We start from the raw sequence: 20,520 nt of genomic DNA, 5'->3' as shown, positions 1-20,520 counted from the left end.
GCTAGTATAAAACTAGCTTTTCGTTTAAATAAATAAGAAACATAGACTAATAATAAAACCCGCATATAGTAAGTTCACAACACAAAATCCCATAATGTCACGAGCACCTAAACCAGCTATCGCTAATGCTGGTAATGCCCAGAAAGGTTGAATTAAATTCGTCCAAGCATCGCCCCATGCAATTGCCATTGCTGTTTTTGCAGCAGGTACACCAAGTTCAGCGCCAGCTGGAATCATAATTGGTGCTTGCACAGCCCATTGACCGCCGCCAGATGGAACGAAAATGTTAACAATGCCAGCACTTAAAAATGTAAAGAGCGGAAAAGTCGTTTCATTTGAAATGCTAATAAAGAAATTAGAAATAGCTCCTCCAAGTGAAAGTCCTTCACTATTTACTCCAATCATCATGCCCATAATTCCTGCGTAAAACGGAAATTGAAGTAAAATGCCAGAAGCACTTTTCGTAGAGTCTGAAAAAGCACGAATATACTGAATCGGAGTACGGTGGAAAATAAGACCTGCAATTAATAACATAAAAATCACGATATCGAGAGTAAGGTTAAAACCTTTCGTATAAAAGTAATTGAAAATATAAATGAGACCTAACAATCCAACGCAAAGTGTAATAATAATGCTATTTTCCATCTTTTCAGCGAACGTATTTTTTTCTACTTCTTGAGCAGCAGCTTCTTCATGGAACACGCTAGGATCTACTGTAATCGTATGTTTTTCATCTGGATGCATCGCTTTATTAATGAGAGGCATCGTAATGAGAAAAATAATAACTGGAACGAGAGCGTATGGTGAGAATAACGTTTCTGTTATTGGAATCGCCTCTTTAATACTTCCAGCAGTCGTTTTAATTAACGTTTCACCGCCTGTTGCTAACGTAAGAGGGATAGAGGCAGAAAGACCGGCATGCCAAATGAGACATCCAGAGTAAGAAGAGGCGATTGCTAGTCTATAATCTAATCCGTCCAGCTGCCTTGCCACTTCTTTTGCGTATAAAACAGATACAACAATTCCAAAGCCCCAGTTTATGTATGCACCGAGTAAACTTACAATTGAAATGGCAATAATGCCTTGTCCAGTTGTTTTTGGTAGTCTGGCAGCTTTCGTTAATCCTTTTTTAATAAGAGGAGCATTTGCTAAAGCAGATCCAGTCACGAGTACAAGTGCCATTTGCATAGAAAAGGCGAGGAGTCCCCAAATTCCATTACCCCAGTGATTAATCATTTCTACAGGTGTTTGGTGAGTCGCAAACATACCAAAGAAGATAACGAAAACAGTTAGTAAACATGATAAAATAAACGGTTCTGGCAAGAAGCGTTGCACTAAGGCGACGCAACCATTTGTAAAGGAACGAAACAAAATAGATCAACCTCCTTATGTATATGTATTACAATTATTCGAGGTTGTTTAGGAGATAACCTTCAAAGTAAAGAAAATTCAGATATTTACAGAGTGGTAATTAGCTGGCTTCAAAGCTACTGTTGCAAAGGGAGAGGAGATTCAATACAATAGTGTTGCATTACATGAGAAATATGTTTTAGCACAAATCTAGCTAAAAATGTTTATACAAATACATTTAAAATTGATGGGGGAATTATGATCAAAAGTTTTTATCTTTTAAAGCCTAAAATGTTTACGGCAGATATATATTATAAAGTTTTTATTACAGGTGACTGTATATATTTTATAAAGATTGGCGGACAGTTTCATAGCCGACATGCTTATAAAAAACAATTACCTGGTATTTCAGAGCTATTGTTTTTGTTTTGGTTCAAAAAAATTGAGAAAAAACAATTAAACTTAGAAACTGAAATAGATGTAAAAATACATACTGGCGATGTACATGAACTCTTGCAATTAAAGAATAACTTTTCAATTGAAATAAATATAATTGAAGAGGTACTATTAAATAAACGAGGAACGTTTCATACAGGTTTTAATGATAATGGAACGATTTCCTTCATGTTAAAAAATGGTCAAAAAATAAAGTTCATCATCCCGGAAGAAACTTTATTTTCATCTATAGAAGAAATTTTCGACCAATATGAACAGACAATCTTTGTAAGGGAAGTGTTTTAATACATTCTCCAAAAGATGTGGATGTATAAGTTAAACGCTCAATTAAAATTGTAAACTGCTTATAAAATTTTCGATAGGTGTATTTTAGGTAATTGTTTTTTCAATCTTTTCTAATAACGAAAAGATAATTGGTATAGTAGTGTAAATAATGTACTGTAATGAAAAAGCTTCCACTACTGTGGAAGCTTTTCTAAATGATGTGCAATATCAATATACATATTTGAGTAAACCGAATGTATTTCATTACTTGGCGTTGCGTTAGAAGAGAAATGAACGATTACCATATTTGTTTTCGGATCGATGTAAAGTGTTTGTCCGTAACTACCTAACACTTCGAAAGCACCTTGTTCATTGTGCGGAATCCACCATTGATTATGATAAGAAATGGAAGCTCCAGGGGCAATTGCAAGTTCACCTTCTTGGACATTTTTTATATCTTTAGTAATAGAAGAAGGGAGAATTTGTTTTCCGTTATATTCCCCGTTGTTTAATAGTAATTGCCCGAATCTCGCCATATCTCTAGCAGTTGCATTTAATCCAGCACTAGCTTGTTCTACTTTTGTTTCATCTGTAACGTAATACGCGTTTTCTTCCATACCAATTTGAGACCAAATTCGTTCGCTTACATTTTCAGCTAGTGATTTACCAGTAATAGTTCTAATAATCCAAGCGAGCGTTTCTGTTGATCCGTTATTGTAAGAAAAGGCAGAACCAGGCGGTGCCGTTTCTTCGGCTTCTCGTAACATATCATAAATTTTCATCGGACCGTCGTAATTTTTGCCGCGGGGTAAAATATTGCTAGCTAAATATAATTGTGCATCTTGATTTTCTAGCCCAGGCTGCTCATATCCGTGGGTCGGGTATTCTGCTGACACTTGCATGTCCATTAATTGCTGAAGTGTGGCATTACCGAACGGTGTGTTTTTTAATTCTTTTATGTAAGTGTCAGCTGTTTTCTCTAAATCGATACGATTCTCTTCAGCGAGAGATTGTATAATTGCCCCGGTAAAGACTTTTGCTAATGATGCCATACCATGAGGTTCATTCTGTTTATACCCATTGAAATATCGTTCGTAAACAAGTTGTCCATTATGTACAACGACAAAAGCATCTGTTTTGTTATCATCTAAAAGTTTTTTTAGAGGAGTTGTATTTCCAAATCTACGCTCCACAGCAAAATCGTCTAAGTTTTGCAATGCGGAAGGGAAGTGAGCAATTTGGTCAGGATTGTTTTTTACGTCATTAACTAAAGTGAATTCTTTCATGTGTGTGTACGACCAACGTAAGTAAGGGTCATTTAACCAGTTTTCTTTTGTCACATTATGTTTTGATGGGGTCGTTTTATTTTGTTTGAAGTAAGTAAACCCAAGCCCTGTAATTACAAATATGAATGTTAGTATAAGTAAGAGTAGGGGAGATTTTTTTAGTTTCATATATGGCCCTCCTTTTTATTTCTACTATAAGTATACGCTCGTCTTGAAAGAAATACAAAATAAGGAAAGTAAACGGGGAAGTTTACTTTCCTTATTAACGTTAAGCGGAAATTTTTTCGTCTGTAGGTTGTTTCTTGAATTTTTGTTTTCGTCCGTGTAATCCATAATATAAAAGTAAAGTGAACGCAACGATAATAGCTGCGATAAAATACATATTATGATAACTGGATTTCGCTGCGACAATACCTAAAATGAAAGAACCAAAACCAATACCACTATCAAAGAATGAGAAATACGTAGCTGTCGCAGAACCACGTCTATGGTTTGGAGCGGCAGAAATCGCAATCGTTTGGAAACTCGGAATTAATGTCCCGTAACCTAAACCGATTAGCATACCTGCGCCAAGGAACCAAAATGAAGTTTGTGCTTGGCTTAATATGAACATTCCGATTGTGAAAATAATGATAGCAGGGTAAACGAGTACATTTTCACCGAAGCGATCAAAAATCTTTCCTGTAAATGGACGAGAAATGACAACAACAAGTGCGTATAAAATAAAGAAGTAACTTGCAATTTCACTTAAACCGAGTTCTTTCGCATAAATAGGAATAAAGGATAAAATACCACTATAAGAAAAGGCTAAAACAAATCCTGTAAGTGCAATCGGAATAGAAGATGGTTCGATTAAGTCTTTCCATTTCATTTTTTCACGTTTTTGTTTGCTAACAGGTGCTTCGTGTGGAATATCTACAAGTAGTCCTAATAAAAATGCAAGTAATGAAAATACGGAACAAACGATAAATAACACAGTAAACGAAAAATGAGAAATAATTGTTAAACCTAAAAAAGGACCAATTACCATCGGCAGACTCATAAATACGCCGAAATATGCAAGCGCTTCGCCTCGTCGATGAGCTGGCGCAACATCAGTTACAATCGTACCAGTAGCTGTCGTTGCCATCCCGAACCCAATACCGTGCAAGAAGCGAAGGGCAAGTAATAAGAATAAACTTTGCGCACCGAAATACATAACAGTAGCGGCTAAAAATAATGAAAGTGAAATAAATAATATTTTCTTTCTTCCTAAATCATCGAGCCATTTTCCTGTGAATGGTCTACATAAAACAGAAGAAATAAGAAACACAGTTGCAACTAAACCAATTTCCTCAGGTTTTCCTTTTAGGCCGTCTATGACATAGACAGGCAGAGTAGTCATAAGCATGTAAAATGTTAAGAAAAGAAATAGACTACTAAAACAAGTTCCGAGGAAATCCTTCGTCCAAAGTTTCTCACTTTGCATCGTCATCCCTCCAATTTAATCTAAATTTTTAATAATTTGTTGTAACACTTGAAATGCTTGATGTAAATCATCTTCATTAATACCTTCTAGCGTTTTTTCTTCGAAAGTATCAACTTCTTCTTGCCATACTGGAATCATCTTTATCGCCGTTTCGGATAAAGAAATGAGCTTCTCGCGGCGATCTTTACCTTCTGTACGAATAATCCATCCCATTGTTTCCATACGTGTTAACGTACGAGTCATCGTTGGTGATTCAACATTTAAATACTGGCATAATTCTGTTTGCGTACAAGAACCAGTTTGATTAATGCGGAAAATAACAGCCCATTGCGCACTAAATAACCCTGTTGGAGATACACGTTCATTAAATTTCTTCGTAAACTTTCGAGAAGTCTGGCTGACGATGTGAAAAAAATGTTGTTTTTCGTCCATGTATGTTGATCCTTTCAAATTAGTTACCTAGCTAACTATATACTTTTTTATAATAATTGTCTAGTAATAGACATGTTGATTTATGTAAAAAATTCTTATAGGTTTTATGTTGCGAACGTATATTCTACGTGCTATTCTTTAATTAAGTAAAGAATTTTCTTTCTATTAAATAGAATGGGGGAACTTGTGATGATTAAGCCTGCAACAATGGAGTTTGTTTCACTATCGAACGGAGAAACGATTGCATATCAGGAAGTTGGAAGGCGAAATACAGATATTCTTGTACTCATTCACGGGAACATGACATCGTCACAACATTGGGATTTAGTTATTGAAAAGTTGCAAGATCAATACCATATTTACGCTCTTGATTTAAGAGGGTTTGGACAATCAACGTATAATCAGTCGATAGATTCATTACAAGACTTTGCAGACGATGTAAAATTATTTATTGACGAGTTAAAGCTAGAGAAATTTTCATTAATGGGCTGGTCAATGGGTGGTGGCGTTGCGATGCAATTTACAGCGAATCACCCAACTTTTGTAGAAAAGTTAATTTTAGTAGAATCAGTAGGAATGAAAGGATACCCAATCTTTAAAAAAGATACGAATGGGCAGCCGATTGTATCAAGTTTAGTAAAGACGAAAGAAGAAATTGCGCAAGATCCAGTACAAATCGCTCCAGTATTAGATGCGATAAAAAATATGAACAAACTATATTACCGTACAGTATGGAATCTATTAATATATACACATAATCAACCTGAACCGGATCGTTATGAAAAGTATTTAGATGATATGTTAACGCAACGTAATTTCGTAGATGTGAATTATGCGCTCATTACATTTAATATTTCAGATGAACATAATGGGGTTGTAGAGGGAAGTAAACAAATTCATCGTATTAAAGCGCCAACACTCGTCATACAAGGTGATAGAGATTATGTCGTACCGCAAGTAGTCGGTGAGGAATTAGCGAAACATTTGCCAAATGCAGAGTTGAAGGTATTAGAAGATTGCGGACACTCGCCGTTTATTGATTGTTTAGATGTATTTATAAAACATGTAGAGGATTGGTTAGAACAGAAATAATCCCCGAAATGAGAAGTGTTGCATATACTATAACATTTGTATGTATAAGGGGAGATTATCAATGCATAAACCATCCTTAATCGCTTATTCGCCATATAATCATCATATCTATACAAAAATAATGATAGATCCGATGTATATGCAAGTTTCACCAGCTGTAGTTCCTTTACAAATGCAGCAGCCACTAACAGCTCATATGCAACATTACTTATATGGACCTTCATTTTATGAAAATCCATATTTTAAACACTTTCATTACAATGTGAAAGCGCAAGTTTGGGAAGGATAAGATAACAAGCTAAAAGGTTCATTCTTTTAGCTTGTTTTTTATTGCGAATATTCGTACACGCATTTGAAGAAACAGTTTATAATGAAAAGTGGAAGCGTGAGAAGGAGAGGGACAGAGGATGTCAATGCGTTTTACTTTTTGGATTATGGTTGGGATTGTAGCAATCTCGGGTTTGTCACAAGGAATGCTCTTACCTGCCATTGCAATGATTTTTGAACAAGAAGGGGTTAGTTCAAGTATTAATGGTATTCATGCGACGGCATTGTACATTGGGATATTAGTTATTTCGCCGTTTCTTGAAAAACCGATGCAAAGGTTTGGGATGAAGCCGATTATTGTTATAGGTGGGTTTCTCGTTATTATTTCATTATTCTTTTTTACACAAACATTTTCGTTTTGGGTATGGTTTATCCTTAGATTTCTAGTTGGAGTCGGAGATCATATGCTTCATGTCGGAACACAAACGTGGATCACGACAACATCAGACCCAAGTAAAATAGGGAGACAAGTATCGATATACGGTGTATTCTTCGGAATTGGTTTTGCCGTTGGTCCGTATTTAGCAAGCACTGTGCAGTACGGTCTTGCAACGCCATTTATTATATCTACTATACTTTGTTTAATAGGTTGGCTGTTACTACTTCCAACAAAAAATGCATTCCCAGCGCAAGATGAAAGAGAAGTGAAGAGTGAATCATCATTTTCTCGTTATAAACAAGTTGTTGGATTAGGATGGATTGCACTGCTAGGTCCACTTGCATATGGCGTACTTGAAGCAATGCTAAACAGTAACTTACCAGTATACGCACTTCGTAAAGGGTGGTCTGTTTCAGATGTATCCTTCTTATTACCAGCATTTGCAGTTGGGGGTATTATTACACAAATTCCGCTCGGTATATTGAGTGATAAATACGGAAGGGACCGTATATTAACGTGGACGTTTAGCATAAGTACGGGCATTTTTCTACTTGCCGCCGTATTTGATCAATATTACTGGATCGTCTTTGCCTGCATGCTTTTAGCGGGTATGGTTATTGGATCGTGCTTCTCTTTAGGGCTTGGATTTATGACTGATTTATTACCGAGACATTTACTACCGGCAGGTAATATATTATCCGGAATCGCTTTTAGTTTAGGAAGTATTATGGGACCTGTATTAGGCGGCATATTTATAGAAAAAATACAGTATACAAGCTTTTTTATTGCGGTTATGATTATAATGGGAATTCTCGCAATGTTATATATGGTCTACATGAAAAATCAATTTGCATCAAGAAAAATAGAAAGTAGGTTAGGGCATGACAAAACAACCTAATAAAAAGAAATTTGAAGTACTTGAAAATGAAACAATTACAGACTGCTTAGCACGTATGGAACAAGAAGGCTACGCTCCGTCTCGTCGTATGGAAGAGCCAATCTTTCATGAAGTAAAGAAAGACGGCAAAACAGTAGTTGAGCCGTGCGGTAGGAAGATTGTTTTTGAAGGGAAATTGAAGTAATCCAATAACAAATTCTTTTTATAGTATAGAGCCATCCAATAGTTGGGTGGCTTGTTTTTTTATTAATCAATGAAGGAATTGAATAGAATGAATCTCTCGTTCATTTCTCCTAATTGGCTTCTTTATATGGGGCAAAAGATTGCTACTTTTTTCGTATATTGGTAAAATAAGTTCTTGGGTCTTACTTATTGTTATCGGTATAATGTTTGTCGCTTCAATGAAAGAAATTAGTTGCAAAAATTTCGCACTATGTAAAGGGTTACAGCAACGATCCCTTTTTTGGGAGGCACTTTAAACATAAAGCGAGAGAAGAGGCTATATGAACGATTCTCCTATCTTGTTTAAATATTAAACGAGTTATTGCAATTGGAATAGGTATATCAAACTAGTCGACATCCTGATGGATCATCTTTTTCTAGTAACCTATCACTTCTGATGGAATCGATAGATTGCTAGAAAGCGGAAAACAATTATTAGTATATTCCGAAGCAGGTGTAACAGAGTGTCCTTCCATAATTAAGGGTAAAACCAAAATACGTTGTTTTAAAGAATGATTTGTTAGAACTGGTTATAAGGAATAAAACAGAAAAGAGGATCACATGTTAGATACTTTACAGAGAAGTAAAAAGTTTTTTTTAGTATGTCTTATTTTTTTAGTGCTTTTAACCGCTTGTAGTAATACAGATGTTAAGACATCTAAAGCTTCATTACCACCGGCTGAATCCAATATAGATACATCATTAAAAGCACCGAATTGGGTAGATAAAAGTCCTATCCAACAGTCTCCTAATTTTACGGAAGATAAAAAAGTACAATCGGTTGTGAATTTAATAGCAACGGGTGATAATTTATATCATGACGCAGTAATTAAAGATGGCAAACAAAAAGACGGTTCATATGATTATAATTATATTTATGAAAATATCAAAAAAGCTGTTAAATCAAGTGATCTTGCTATAGTGAACCAGGAGACTCCGATTGCCGGAAATAATTTAAAAGTACAAGGATATCCGACTTTCAATACACCTGAAGAAGTAGGCCAATCTTTAGTGGACACTGGATTCAATATAGTGACGCAAGCGACAAATCACGCTATGGATATGGGTATTAAAGGTGTTGCGAATACAAGAGAATACTGGAAAAAATATCCGGATGTTATCCCAGTAGGTATTAATGAGAGTAAAAACGAGCGTAATGAAATAAAAACGATTACAAAAAATGGTATTCGTTTTGCGTTACTAAATTATACATATGGTACGAATGGAATTAAAATTCCAGCTGATAAGTCTTGGGCTTTAAATTTAATTGATAAAAAAGCGATACAAAATGATGTGGAAAAGGCAAAGAGTAGCTCTGATATGGTGATTGTTATGGTGCATTGGGGAGTAGAATATACCTCAACACCTTCAAAGCAACAAAAAGAAGTTGCTCAATATTTAACAGATTTAGGTGTAGATGTAGTAATTGGAAATCATCCACATGTAATTCAACCAATTGAGTGGAAACAAAATAAAGATGGACATGAAACGCTAATCTATTATTCTCTTGGAAATCTTATTTCTGCGCAAGAAAAATTAGAAACATTGGTTGGAGGATTATCTTATGTACAATTTGTTAAGTATGAAGATAAAACTTTTGGTATACGACAAGCGGCAATCGTACCGACAGTAACCGACTATGCTGATGGTAAGAAACAATTTAAAATTCAATTTTTAAAAGATTATTCGGATGAAAATTCTAAAAAACATGGAATTAAAAAATTTGTCGGCCCGATTTCTTTGAAGGATTTCAAGGAGATTCCTAGAGACGTGTTGGGAAATTGGTATAAAGACTAATAAACAAAAAGGGAATGAGATACAATTAAAAAATTTATAATTTTAGCATTGGTATTAGCAATGGGATGGAGTCTTGCTGCTTGTAGTGGAAAGCAAACATCTCAGGCAACTACTAATAATAACGATAAAAATAAAAATGAAATACATGCGAAGAAAAAAGATGTTTTACCTATCTCTGATGTTAATGATTGGAGAATTATCCTTGTAAATAGAGAGCATATGTTATCAAAGGAACTAGGAATTGAATTAACAAGTATCACTCAAAATGCGAAGCCAAATATGAAAATAGATAGTAGAATTGCAACTTCCTATCAGGATATGGTAGCAGCTGCAAAAAAAGAGGGAATCAATCTTTATTTAAGATCAGGTTATCGAGCTATAAAATTACAACAAACTTATTATGATGCTTCAATTAAAAGCTATAAATCTCAAGGCTTGTCGGATAAAGAGGCTAGTGCTAAGGCATTGGAATATCTTCAGTATCCTGGTGCAAGTGAACATCATACTGGATTAGCGTTAGACATTATTTCAGTTGAATGGCAGAATACTGTAGAAGATTTAAATGCAAAATTTGAAACTACCGATGCATTCAAATGGTTAGATAAGAATGCTGCAGAATATGGATTTACTCTCCGCTATCCAAAAGAGAAAGAGAATATTACTGGCATTAAGTATGAGCCATGGCACTATCGTTATGTAGGGAAAGAAGTTGCTGTTTATCTAAAAGAAAAAGGGTTAACTTTAGAAGAATATAACGAAAAAATTAAGTCTGGTAAGTAAAAATATGCTTTAATTTTATTAAACATTATGCACTGCTACAAGAAAAGGTGAATCTGAGGATGTGTTAACCTTCCACCTAGTATTGTAAAAACTGAGTATGATAATTTGAGCACGTACGAACCAGTTATCGTGTAAAAAGATGTATGTATTAAGAAATTAAAGTTAAGGATCTGATATTCATATCAGATCCTTTTTCTATTGTTCTTTTAAGAGCGACTGAGCCAAAATATTGGAATGAATATAGAAACAAAACAGCCCAAGAAATAGTATAACGAATCAGGGAGCCTACTCGTACGCTTCATTGGGATTATCCAGAAATAGTTGTTGATGAAATAAGAAAGAACTGGTCTTACTCTCAAGCAAGGATTTAATACGAATGAATTGGATAAAAGGTAGTAATAAAAAACACTGCGCCTGGCAGTGTTTTTTATTATTTCTGCACATAAATACATAGTCATATTGATTAAAGTTTCACTTTATTGAAGAAAAATGCGAAAGCCATTCATAAAATATGGAAATGTTAAAATCCCTTTGATAAAATAGCAATATGTAAAAATAATTATTTGTTAATTCTTAATGTAATGAATATTCATGTTTAAATATACGGATTTAACTACATAGTTATTGTGCTAAAGGGGGAGAAAGATGTTAGATGAATTGTACAATGCTTTTTTAAATGCGTCTGGTTTTACAGAAAGTGCGAGGAAACGAGATCGGTATGATGATTTACATGATTATTTAAAAGATAAAGAAAGAGAGTTAAAGCAATTCATTCAAGAGGCTGAATCAGCGAAGAGAGAGTATGAGAGTAAAAGTAATGGCTTAGAAGCTAATAAAATTCCGGCAGTTGAATTTGAACAAAAACGTCATGAAAAGGATGAAGAATTACATACATTAGTATCCTATTTTAAAAGTGCATTAAGCGATGTTGGATCTGCAAAAAGTACAGCTTATGCAAAGTATTTGGAATATAAAGCGAAAGCAGAATCGGAGAAAGCGTCAGCATACGCTGCAGCGACCAAGGCTTTTGAAGAAAAGAAAAAGGAATTTGAAAAACTTATCCATTAAGCATACAAAGAATGGAGGGAACGAACATGAGTGGTAAAGAGGTTGAAATTATAGGAAGTAACACTGCAAGTGCCATTTCTTACGCACAAAACATTGAAAATGGTATGAAGGATTCTTTAAACCAAGCGAAAGACTTAAAAGCATATGTCACAGGTGCGAAATGGAATGGAAAAACGAGAGATGCATTTTTAAGTTATCTTGATTTGATCATTCAATATAATTCAGAAATGGTAGAGGCATTTGAAGGACATACGAAAGCTTTGAAAGAGTTAGATAAAAGCATTCAAACGTACGGAGATAAATCGGAAGTAAGGGCGATAAAACAACTGTGATGGAGAAACGAGGGATAAAAGAATGGGGAAAGAAATGAGTTTTGCACCTGCTGAATTATATGTTCTCGCAGGTGCAGCTGGGGTTACCGATATATTTGGATTGCCAAACCGTGACGCAATTATTTTACTTGATGCAGAATGTGTCACGAAAGCAACTACGAGTTTAAAAGAAAAAGGCCTACTTACAAGTGAAAATGGAATTACCCCTGCAGCTTTTCAAATAATTGAACTATTAAAGGAATATGAAAATTGTCATGAATACACGAGAATGAATAATGTATTAATTGGCTTTTTAAAAGAGGATAAAGATCGAGTGGCTGTATTAACGGAAATAGAGCCAAATAAAAAATACGAGATCGACTACATACCAAAACCGGACGTATATTTTTCATTATTAACACGCATTCCTTTCTTATTGAGAGAACCGAGGGAAATAGAAGATACATTTTTCTCAAAGAGAATGACAGAGGCAGAACAACAAACATTTGAGGAAAAAGATTTATCAAATAAAGACGTTATAGCGATAGAAACGTATACGAGGCCTCGAAGTAATAGAGGAGGAAAATGGGAATGTTTCTTATATTTCACTGAAGGAGAAGATTTCGTTCAAATAGATGTAGATCGTAATCGATATGACTGGGTGAGCCTCTATGCGGTTAATAAGAAATTGTATGACGTGTTAAAAATGCCATATAAAAAGTTAATTGACCCGAGACAATTCTCGTTAGGAGGTATTCAATAATGCAAGTATCAATGGGAGATAGTGGTTCTGGTGGTGGAGAAGAAGTATTAGTTAATTTTCAAGAACTACTTGATATAGTAATGAAGTTAGAAAATATATATAAAATCCATGTAGACGTCATTGGAACGAATATTGAGAGTTTATTAAGCTGTGATTTTTATCAAAAAGGTGAAGCGATGAGAGTAATTGAAAAATATCCTGATATATTACACAAAACACTAGAATTGGCTGAACACTATTCTAGGTCAGCGACAGTTGTAGGAAATGTATGTGTAGAAATGCTTGAAAAGGACGAACAATTACGTGAAATATTAAGTAAGTTGTAGAAATCACCATACGGCTGGGGGGATGAAAACGAGATGGATGTGAAATATAGACCTGAACCATGGCAAAACATGGGGGATGGTATGAATCGAATTACAAAAGATGCACTCATGAAATTACGGGAAGCAAATGAATCATTAAAAAGAATTGATGGAAGAATACGAGATTTAGACTCGGATGGTAGTATACATTTTAATCCTAAAGATCAATCGCAAAAAATCGGGGAATTACTTGATAGCTATTCGACATTACAAAAATATTGCGGAGAAGCAGGTCGATTAGTCTCTGAACATATAGATAAACCTTTTTTAGTAGAAATGGATAAATTCGCTCAAAAAATGAGAGATATATCTATTCTCAGTTTTGAAACAAATAACCGAATTGGCTCTACAACAACGACAGTATTACCAGGTGCGCATGCAGGCTACGGAAGTGTACCACAAACAATACAGAAGAAGAAAGATAAAATAACAGTAGAAGATATTTTTAGAGATTCTCCTGCATTTGATAACGTACTTAGGGCAGAATACAAAGAACTAAAAAAACAAAATCCAGATGCAAAATTAAATTATGAAGAATACAAGAAAGTAGTCCCATCCACACGAGGATTTGAATACAAATCGATAGAAGATGAACAGAAAAAACTAGAAATGGTGCGAGACATAGGAATAGGCGTAGGAATCATCATCACAACAATCCTTTGTCCACCACTTGGGGCCGCTGCCGCAGTAGTATACGGAGGTGTACAAATAAAAAGCGGTATCGACGGAGAAGACTGGGGAACACATAGGAAATTGAGCCAAGAAGAGCGGGTAGGAAACATCATTTTTGGCGGATTAGATGCAATCCCAGTTGTTGGAGCAGTAGGAAAAGGAGTAAAAGCATTCAAAGGGACGAGTGAATTAGCTGATTTAGCCAAATTATTAAAATTCAAAGAAGGAATGCCTGGTTTTAATCCAAATTTGGGTAAAAATGTGGTACAATCGCTTAAGGAAAATAAGAATTTAAAAAATGCACTAGATGCTATGAAAAATACTCCTATTCCAGTAGCAGTTAGGACGGTGGATACTGGAATAGGAATGAAGCTTCCTTATATAGAATCTTCAACTGTTGGAGAAGTAGCTGGAAAGTTTTCAAAGGCAAGTACGGCAGCTAAGGATGACGCTTATCAACTTGCTAAGGGTACGGGTGAAGGACCTGTAAAAGTAAACTATGGAGAACAATATGCTAGGGAAAAACGTAAAAAGATATTAAAGCCAAATGTTGAGTATACAAGTAAAGAAGGATATACATATACAACAGATAGTCAAGGGCGTGTTGCAAGTTGCGAGGGTAGCCTTCAATTAGGTGATGGTAAGCGGAATAACTACGCTCAGAGAGTGGTAGGTGGGAATGACCGTTTGGATGATGATGACGGCGGACATTTAATTGCAACTATATTTAAAGGCTCTGGTAATATGGATAATTTAGTTCCAATGAATAGTAACTTAAACAGAGGAGAATGGAAAAAACTAGAGAATGAATGGGCTAATGCTCTTAATGATGGTGATAAAGTTAGGGTGAAAATAACGCCGAATTATAGCGGGAATTCAAAACGTCCAGACAGTTTTGTTATTAGATATAAAATTGGTGATGAAGATAGATGGAGATTAAAGAATTTTGATAATGTACCAGGAGGAAAATTAGATGAATGATGAAAAATTAAGCAAGTTATACAATGAAATAGCAGAGGTTGTAATTGATACAATTCCAGAGAAGTGGTTTAAGGTTTACCTGTATGGTGAGGTTGGGGAAGGTGCTCAAGAATCATATTTTTATTACTACCCTGAAGAGAATAGTACTCCTATTTACAGTCATAGTATTTTTGAACTCTTTAATGTCCCAGAAGAAGAATATTTTAAGAAGTGGCATCGTTTGTTAGATTGTATTAAGAGAATGAAGAAAGAGTTTATTGATAATGATCAAGAAGCTTGGACAAATTTCACTATGATTTTTGATAATACAGGAAAGTTTAATATTGACTTTAATTATGATGACCTTTCAGATGAAAATTCCCACGAGAGAATGATTATTTGGGAATATGAACATCTTGGTCTTATGCCTAAAAGTAATTCAGGGAAAAAATACTTAGAAAAGCATCTTAAAAATCTTGAAGATACAAAAAATTGAGTGCAATACCATATATGATAAAAGTTTATAGTGGTTTAACGTAAACATGCATAAGCATATATGAGAAGTGGGTAGAAAAAGAAATGGCTATTTTGAAGAGTAAACTCCATGATGGTTGTACCATCATGGAGTACTATGTACAATGATAGAAAAGAAAAAGAAGTACGAGCTTTGGCGAGATGACATTTTACTGGATGCTGAATATAAACACATGGAATATATATTAAACTAACGAACTCGTACAAACTCGTAAGTTTTAACGTAGTAGTTGTTACCACATATAAAAGGTGTCATACTGTTACTACAAAACTTACAAATTTATGCTACTTAAAAACATATGAACTTAAAGCACTTGATTGCCAATTAAAGGTAACAAGTGCTTTTTGCGTTTTAGGATAGAAATAGGTAGACACATTATAATTTTATAAGTGCATTAAGTGTTAAATTTTATAGATTGTAGTGGCTTTGTACAGTGTACGACATTACTAGAGAAAAAATTATTGTAAAAATTAAGGGTTGTATTATGTTTTGAAGTCATCGTAAAGTACGTTTTAACGGATGGACGTTATGCACACGTTATCCGCAAAAAACGGGTAAACGTTACAGGGACTTTAATTGCTGTAACGAGAGGGAGTTTGATATGGAGGAGAAAGTTGTTGGCTATGTACGAGTTTCAACAGAAGGACAAGTGCGTGAAGGTTATAGCTTAACGTATCAAGTAGAAGAAATCGAACGTTACTGTATGGAAAACAACTTACAATTGCTTCATGTATATGAAGATAGAGGACTAAGTGGCGCAACTGTTGATGAAAATGGATTAACAATTGAACGTGAAGGCTTACAAGAACTATTGTCAGATATGGCATATCAACAAGTGAAGCACGTGATTGTACTCAATACATCTCGGTTATGGCGCTCTGATATGGCAAAAGTGTTAATACAAAGAGAACTAAAGAAACACAAGGTAGATGTGAAAGCAATTGAACAACCAAATTACAGTATATACACACATGACCCAAATGATTTTTTAGTAAATGGCATGCTAGAGCTATTAGACCAATATCAACGTCTAGAGATTGCATTAAAGTTAAGTCGAGGTAGAAAGAAAAAAGCGGAACAAGGTGGCTATGCAGGTGGCGGTGTGATGTTTGGTTATAGAGTAAAGAAAGGACAAAAAGTGTTAGAAGTAGATGTGGAGAAAGCAGTAGTTGTACGGAGACTATTTGAATTAAGACACTTTTTTAAACATTGGTCGCTAACTCAATTGGCAGAAAGACTGAATAGGGATGGTTATCGTACAGAGAAAGGAAAGCTGTTTACGAAAGTACAAGTGAAACGTATGTTAGACCGAGAGAACTTTTATCGAGGGGTGTATACATACGGACAAATACAAACAAATGGGAAACATCCAGCAATTATTTTATAAATTCACTTAAAAAATTAGCTCATTTTACTATATGTACTTATGAAATTATGAAAATGGATAGGCTTGCGTACCTATGCGCATCGGAAGATGAACGCTCGAACTAAGGTTGCCGACGTTTTTATATATGACTAAATCATTGAATAGAGGGATGAGTTATGCATAATAGACAGAACTATATGTATGTAGGAGTAGCTTTACATAAGGAGCATCATACGGCTGTTATAATTAATTGTTGGCAAGAGAAATTAGGAGAAATACAATTTGATAATAAACCATCGGCATTTTCGGAGTTTTTATTAGAAGTAGAGACATATGTGAGTAATGATTTATCAGTTGTATTTGGTTTAGAAGATGTTGGTGGTTACGGAAGAGCGTTAGCGAAATATTTAGTAGATCATGAACAAGTAGTGAAAGAAGTAAATCCAGCTTTATCATTTTTAGAACGAAAGAGCCAAGTGATGATACAAAAAAATGATAGTTGGGATGCGGAATGTGTGGCACGCATATTGGTAAACAAATTTAATCAATTGCCAGATGCAAAGCCAAACGATTTATTTTGGTCGATACAACAATTGGTTTCAAGAAGGAATGCATTAGTAAAAGCACAAAGTGCATTAAAGAACCAATTACATATTCAATTAAATCACCATTATCCAAGTTATAAAAAGTTTTTCTCAGAGTTAGATGGAAAAACAGCATTAGCGTTTTGGCAGCAATATCCGTCACCCTCTTGTTTAGAGGGGACGAATATAAAGCGATTAACAGCTTTTTTATTAGATGTTAGCAACAATACATGTTCAGTAAAGAAAGCAAGTGACATATTAAAACTTGTAAAAGAAGATGGACAAACAATGAAAGAGTATCAAGAAATGCGAAACTTTTTAGTAAGAAGTATTGTACGGGAGATTGAGTTTAAAAAGAAGGAAATGAAATACATCGAAAGAGAATTAAAACAGCTAGTAAAACTACTAGATTATCAATTAGAAACGATGCCGGGAATAGAACTTGTGACGGCATCAGCATTAATAGCTGAAATTGGAGATGTAAGACGATTTCCAAATGCCAATAAATTAGCACGATTTGCGGGGATTGCGCCTGTTTACTTTGGTTCTGGTGGGAAAGGTAAGACACACAAAAGCAAACAAGGAAACAGAGCGCTACACGCTTTATTTTATAATTTAGCTGTACAGCAAGTGCAAGTAGCAAAAGGAAGTAAATTACCCAGAAACCCAGTGTTTCATGCATATTATCAAAAGAAACTTAAAGAGGGAAAAACAAAAGGACAGGCATTGGTATGTATTATGAGAAGGCTTGTAAACATTGTATATGGCATGATGAAATATAAAACGGCATATGAATTGCCGATAGTAGAAGAAAAAGAAGTAGTTTAATAAGGTTTACATGGTTTGCTTTTTTATTGTAAGGGTTTAAGATTACAACATAGGGTACGGGTAATAGAGAGGCTGAAGTTCCACCAGCCTTCAAGCAAGAGGAATTTGCCAGTACATATGAATCAAGATTTAAGCAAACACCCGCAGAAACGAATTCAAATGTCGTTTTTGAAGGGGTTAGAGGTGAGTCTTTATGTACCCTAAAACCACCACCAGATCCTACGTTACAGAAAATCTTAAATGAAGCTGGTATTAATGGAATTGAGTATAAAAATGGAGTTCCTGATTTTTCACCAGTAGCAAAGGCACAGTTGGAAATCGATTATATGCTAGGTGGAAAAGGGGCTAAAGGAAATACTGCTAGAGATTATAATTTTAAGCAAGCAAATGAAAGGTTAGCAGATCAGCTTAATAATTCACCAGAATTGGCAAACCAATTTGGAATGGAAGCTGGTGGAATTACGGCAAAAGATATAGAAAAATACCGAGTGAAAAATAAATTAACATGGCATGAGTTAAATGATGGAGTTACTATACAACTTGTGCCAACAGAAATAAACGCCAAATTTGGACACCTTGGTGGAGTTGGTGAAATAAACGCAGGAGCTTTTGAACCTGGAGGATTTGCAAATAAATAATAAGGAGATTATAAAATGACAATAAATGATAAAGTTTTTGGAGAACTTGATTATCAGTATACATGGGTAGGATACAGAACCATAAAGTTTTTAGGAAAGGACACGGAGATAGCATTATTAATTGGAGGAGAAGATGATGGTAAATTTGATGAAGGTCAATATGTGGCATACAATTCATTAATGGATAATTGGGAGAAAATCCAACATAACATATTACAACCAATTTTAAATTATTATAAACAAAAAAGGCATGAGCTTGGTTATGATGTTGCATTTAATGAAGATTATCCATTAATTGAAACAGTTGATCAATTAATAGAACATATAACATTAGTAGGTATTTCTGTTCCGTATGATTTCCTTCGTGATGGACGTGATGTAGGGATCTCGTTTGATTGTTCATGGGATGAGGAAAATGGTTTAGGAATTCGTCTTATAAATGAAAGGGTAGATGAAGTAGGTTATCAAGATGTCGCTATTTAAAATGGGCTGTTAAAAAGTACAGACTAATGATGGTTGTATCATCATGGAGTGCAATGAAAGAACAGAAAACAAAGTACGAGCTTAGGTGAGATGAGGTTTTATTTGGCTATGAATATATACCACTTAAAATGAAACTGAAACTAATGAACTCGTACAAGCTCGTAAGTTTTAATGTACTTGTCACGATGCATATAAGGTGTCATACTTTTACTAAAATACTTATAAATTTATGCTACTTAAAAACATATGAACTTAAAGCACTTGATTGTCGACTACAGGCAATGAGTGCTTTTTTTATTGAAAGATATACTATAAATTTAAAGAAATTATTTTTATGAATTAAAGCCAACAAAAATTACTAGTATTATATAACTAGAACTACATTAGCAAAAGGTGTGGACTCCGTATCCCCAATCTTTAAAGGTGTAGAAATACTGCCAGATGGAAGTGTCGTTAGAACTGGAACGAATTATAGCGGGAAATTCCAAGAAGCCCATGATGCCTCAAAGGCGAGTATTCAGAGTAGGATCTCGAATTTGGAGAGTGGTGGGGTTAAGGAGACAGGTGAAGGTAGTAATACAAACCCAAACAAAATTAAACTAACTTCAGAACGAGAAAAATACTATCGAATGAAAATAGATGAAGCCAAAGCGCGAGGAGATTATAAGGCAGCAGATGATATTAGATATGATTGTCATTGTGAAGAAACAAAACAACCTTTAGAGCGTAAAGATTGGGACGCTAGGACTGAAAATTTAAGGAAGAGCCAAGAGCGTGGAAGAGAAGAAGAAATAAAAGGGAGAAAAAGCCTTGGGAGAACATCTTGATCGCCAATTAGAAGACAATAACGCTGGTGAGGTTGTTACATATACATCTAGTAGATGTTTAACGTTTAAATATAGGAAGAAAAACAATTAAGCTTTTATTTTATTTAAAATGGATACTCTATTAGTAGTGAATAATAAATAATTTTGTTTTACTGTCTTAATTAAAATACGATCAGTTGTACCATATGCTGTTCCAATTCGGATTACGCTTTTTTCTTCAACACCAGCATATGTATTATCTTCCATTACCTCAGTGATTTCACATAATGGAATATGAATTTTAGAGAATTGCCATGAAATAATTAGTTCTTCTTTTGTTTTTTTAACATGAATACCTAACATGTTACCAGAACCTTTCTATAATAAAAT

At 34.7% G+C, this 20,520-nt stretch carries 23 protein-coding genes and 1 pseudogene; 19 read left to right on the top strand and 5 right to left on the bottom strand.

What is annotated here, in order from left to right; genetic code table 11:
* Positions 1-24: 24 nt before the first annotated feature.
* Positions 25-1,371 carry a short-chain fatty acid transporter gene (locus NST90_RS15300; protein WP_283748147.1) on the bottom strand — a complete coding sequence of 449 codons (1,347 nt, stop codon included), beginning with the start codon at positions 1,369-1,371 and terminating at the stop codon, positions 25-27.
* A gap of 237 nt (positions 1,372-1,608) precedes the next feature.
* Here NST90_RS15300 and NST90_RS15295 point away from each other — a divergent pair, with 237 nt between their 5' ends.
* The gene (locus NST90_RS15295) at positions 1,609-2,091 is read left to right on the top strand and encodes a hypothetical protein (RefSeq protein ID WP_000597308.1); all 483 of its coding nucleotides are present in this window, start codon (positions 1,609-1,611) and stop codon (positions 2,089-2,091) included.
* Positions 2,092-2,264: 173 nt separating this feature from the next.
* Here the strand turns inward: NST90_RS15295 and NST90_RS15290 are convergent, their stop codons facing one another.
* The 3 genes from NST90_RS15290 to NST90_RS15280 form a co-directional block, all read right to left on the bottom strand.
* The gene (locus tag NST90_RS15290) at positions 2,265-3,524 is read right to left on the bottom strand and encodes a serine hydrolase (RefSeq protein WP_000768741.1); all 1,260 of its coding nucleotides are present in this window, start codon (positions 3,522-3,524) and stop codon (positions 2,265-2,267) included.
* 100 nt (positions 3,525-3,624) lie between these two features.
* Positions 3,625-4,824 carry an MFS transporter gene (locus NST90_RS15285; RefSeq protein ID WP_001190317.1) on the bottom strand — a complete coding sequence of 400 codons (1,200 nt, stop codon included), beginning with the start codon at positions 4,822-4,824 and terminating at the stop codon, positions 3,625-3,627.
* A 15-nt stretch (positions 4,825-4,839) separates the two neighbouring features.
* The gene (locus tag NST90_RS15280) at positions 4,840-5,256 is read right to left on the bottom strand and encodes a MarR family transcriptional regulator (RefSeq protein WP_000343680.1); all 417 of its coding nucleotides are present in this window, start codon (positions 5,254-5,256) and stop codon (positions 4,840-4,842) included.
* 189 nt (positions 5,257-5,445) lie between these two features.
* Between NST90_RS15280 and NST90_RS15275 the strand changes: the two genes are divergently transcribed.
* From NST90_RS15275 to NST90_RS15190, 18 genes and pseudogenes are all read left to right on the top strand, one after another.
* Complete coding sequence (locus NST90_RS15275) at positions 5,446-6,348, top strand: alpha/beta hydrolase (protein ID WP_000594877.1); 903 nt, start codon at positions 5,446-5,448, stop codon at positions 6,346-6,348.
* 61 nt (positions 6,349-6,409) lie between these two features.
* The gene (locus tag NST90_RS15270) at positions 6,410-6,637 is read left to right on the top strand and encodes a hypothetical protein (protein WP_000549500.1); all 228 of its coding nucleotides are present in this window, start codon (positions 6,410-6,412) and stop codon (positions 6,635-6,637) included.
* 118 nt (positions 6,638-6,755) lie between these two features.
* Complete coding sequence (locus tag NST90_RS15265) at positions 6,756-7,952, top strand: MFS transporter (protein ID WP_098220010.1); 1,197 nt, start codon at positions 6,756-6,758, stop codon at positions 7,950-7,952.
* The gene (locus tag NST90_RS15260) at positions 7,936-8,136 is read left to right on the top strand and encodes an NETI motif-containing protein (RefSeq protein WP_000166303.1); all 201 of its coding nucleotides are present in this window, start codon (positions 7,936-7,938) and stop codon (positions 8,134-8,136) included. Before NST90_RS15265 ends, NST90_RS15260 begins: the two co-directional genes overlap by 17 nt.
* Positions 8,137-8,735: 599 nt before the next feature.
* Positions 8,736-9,971 (top strand): CapA family protein, encoded by a 1,236-nt coding sequence (locus tag NST90_RS15255; protein ID WP_098272713.1) that lies wholly within the window; start codon positions 8,736-8,738, stop codon positions 9,969-9,971.
* Between the two features lie 48 nt (positions 9,972-10,019).
* The gene (locus NST90_RS15250; RefSeq protein WP_098529405.1) at positions 10,020-10,751 is read left to right on the top strand and encodes a M15 family metallopeptidase; all 732 of its coding nucleotides are present in this window, start codon (positions 10,020-10,022) and stop codon (positions 10,749-10,751) included.
* A gap of 645 nt (positions 10,752-11,396) precedes the next feature.
* Entirely contained in the window at positions 11,397-11,819 is a 423-nt protein-coding gene (locus NST90_RS15245; RefSeq protein WP_000883470.1) for a hypothetical protein, read from the top strand.
* 26 nt (positions 11,820-11,845) lie between these two features.
* Positions 11,846-12,151 (top strand): WXG100 family type VII secretion target, encoded by a 306-nt coding sequence (locus NST90_RS15240; RefSeq protein ID WP_000014535.1) that lies wholly within the window; start codon positions 11,846-11,848, stop codon positions 12,149-12,151.
* 22 nt (positions 12,152-12,173) lie between these two features.
* Positions 12,174-12,893, top strand: a complete 720-nt coding sequence (locus NST90_RS15235; protein ID WP_000514121.1) for a DUF5081 family protein — start codon at positions 12,174-12,176, stop codon at positions 12,891-12,893.
* Positions 12,893-13,219 carry a hypothetical protein gene (locus tag NST90_RS15230; RefSeq protein WP_001198201.1) on the top strand — a complete coding sequence of 109 codons (327 nt, stop codon included), beginning with the start codon at positions 12,893-12,895 and terminating at the stop codon, positions 13,217-13,219. Before NST90_RS15235 ends, NST90_RS15230 begins: the two co-directional genes overlap by 1 nt.
* A 33-nt stretch (positions 13,220-13,252) precedes the next feature.
* The gene (locus tag NST90_RS15225; RefSeq protein WP_098529409.1) at positions 13,253-14,911 is read left to right on the top strand and encodes a DNA/RNA non-specific endonuclease; all 1,659 of its coding nucleotides are present in this window, start codon (positions 13,253-13,255) and stop codon (positions 14,909-14,911) included.
* On the top strand, positions 14,904-15,386 hold the full coding sequence (locus NST90_RS15220; RefSeq protein WP_000997350.1) for an antitoxin YezG family protein: 483 nt from the start codon (positions 14,904-14,906) through the stop codon (positions 15,384-15,386). Before NST90_RS15225 ends, NST90_RS15220 begins: the two co-directional genes overlap by 8 nt.
* Positions 15,387-16,026: 640 nt before the next feature.
* A complete protein-coding gene (locus NST90_RS15215; protein WP_098955629.1) occupies positions 16,027-16,812 on the top strand; it encodes a recombinase family protein in 786 nt (261 codons plus the stop codon).
* Between the two features lie 155 nt (positions 16,813-16,967).
* Complete coding sequence (locus NST90_RS15210; protein WP_098955628.1) at positions 16,968-18,203, top strand: IS110 family transposase; 1,236 nt, start codon at positions 16,968-16,970, stop codon at positions 18,201-18,203.
* Between the two features lie 233 nt (positions 18,204-18,436).
* A complete protein-coding gene (locus NST90_RS15205) occupies positions 18,437-18,841 on the top strand; it encodes an HNH endonuclease (RefSeq protein ID WP_309307350.1) in 405 nt (134 codons plus the stop codon).
* A 15-nt stretch (positions 18,842-18,856) separates the two neighbouring features.
* A complete protein-coding gene (locus NST90_RS15200; RefSeq protein ID WP_000154325.1) occupies positions 18,857-19,324 on the top strand; it encodes a DUF2004 domain-containing protein in 468 nt (155 codons plus the stop codon).
* Positions 19,325-19,458: 134 nt separating this feature from the next.
* Entirely contained in the window at positions 19,459-19,662 is a 204-nt protein-coding gene (locus NST90_RS15195; protein WP_114556408.1) for a hypothetical protein, read from the top strand.
* A gap of 57 nt (positions 19,663-19,719) precedes the next feature.
* Positions 19,720-20,203: pseudogene (locus NST90_RS15190) on the top strand (ADP-ribosyltransferase); the annotation flags it as partial.
* A 35-nt stretch (positions 20,204-20,238) separates the two neighbouring features.
* On the opposite strand, the gene NST90_RS15185 reads toward NST90_RS15190, so the two are convergent.
* The gene (locus NST90_RS15185; protein WP_283748148.1) at positions 20,239-20,493 is read right to left on the bottom strand and encodes a hypothetical protein; all 255 of its coding nucleotides are present in this window, start codon (positions 20,491-20,493) and stop codon (positions 20,239-20,241) included.
* Positions 20,494-20,520 lie beyond the last annotated feature (27 nt).

This window comes from Bacillus sp. FSL E2-8900, from assembly GCF_037966225.1.
GTDB lineage: Bacteria > Bacillota > Bacilli > Bacillales > Bacillaceae_G > Bacillus_A > Bacillus_A cereus.
Note: the sequence above shows the minus strand (reverse complement) of the source record. Positions and strands in the feature narration are given on the sequence as shown.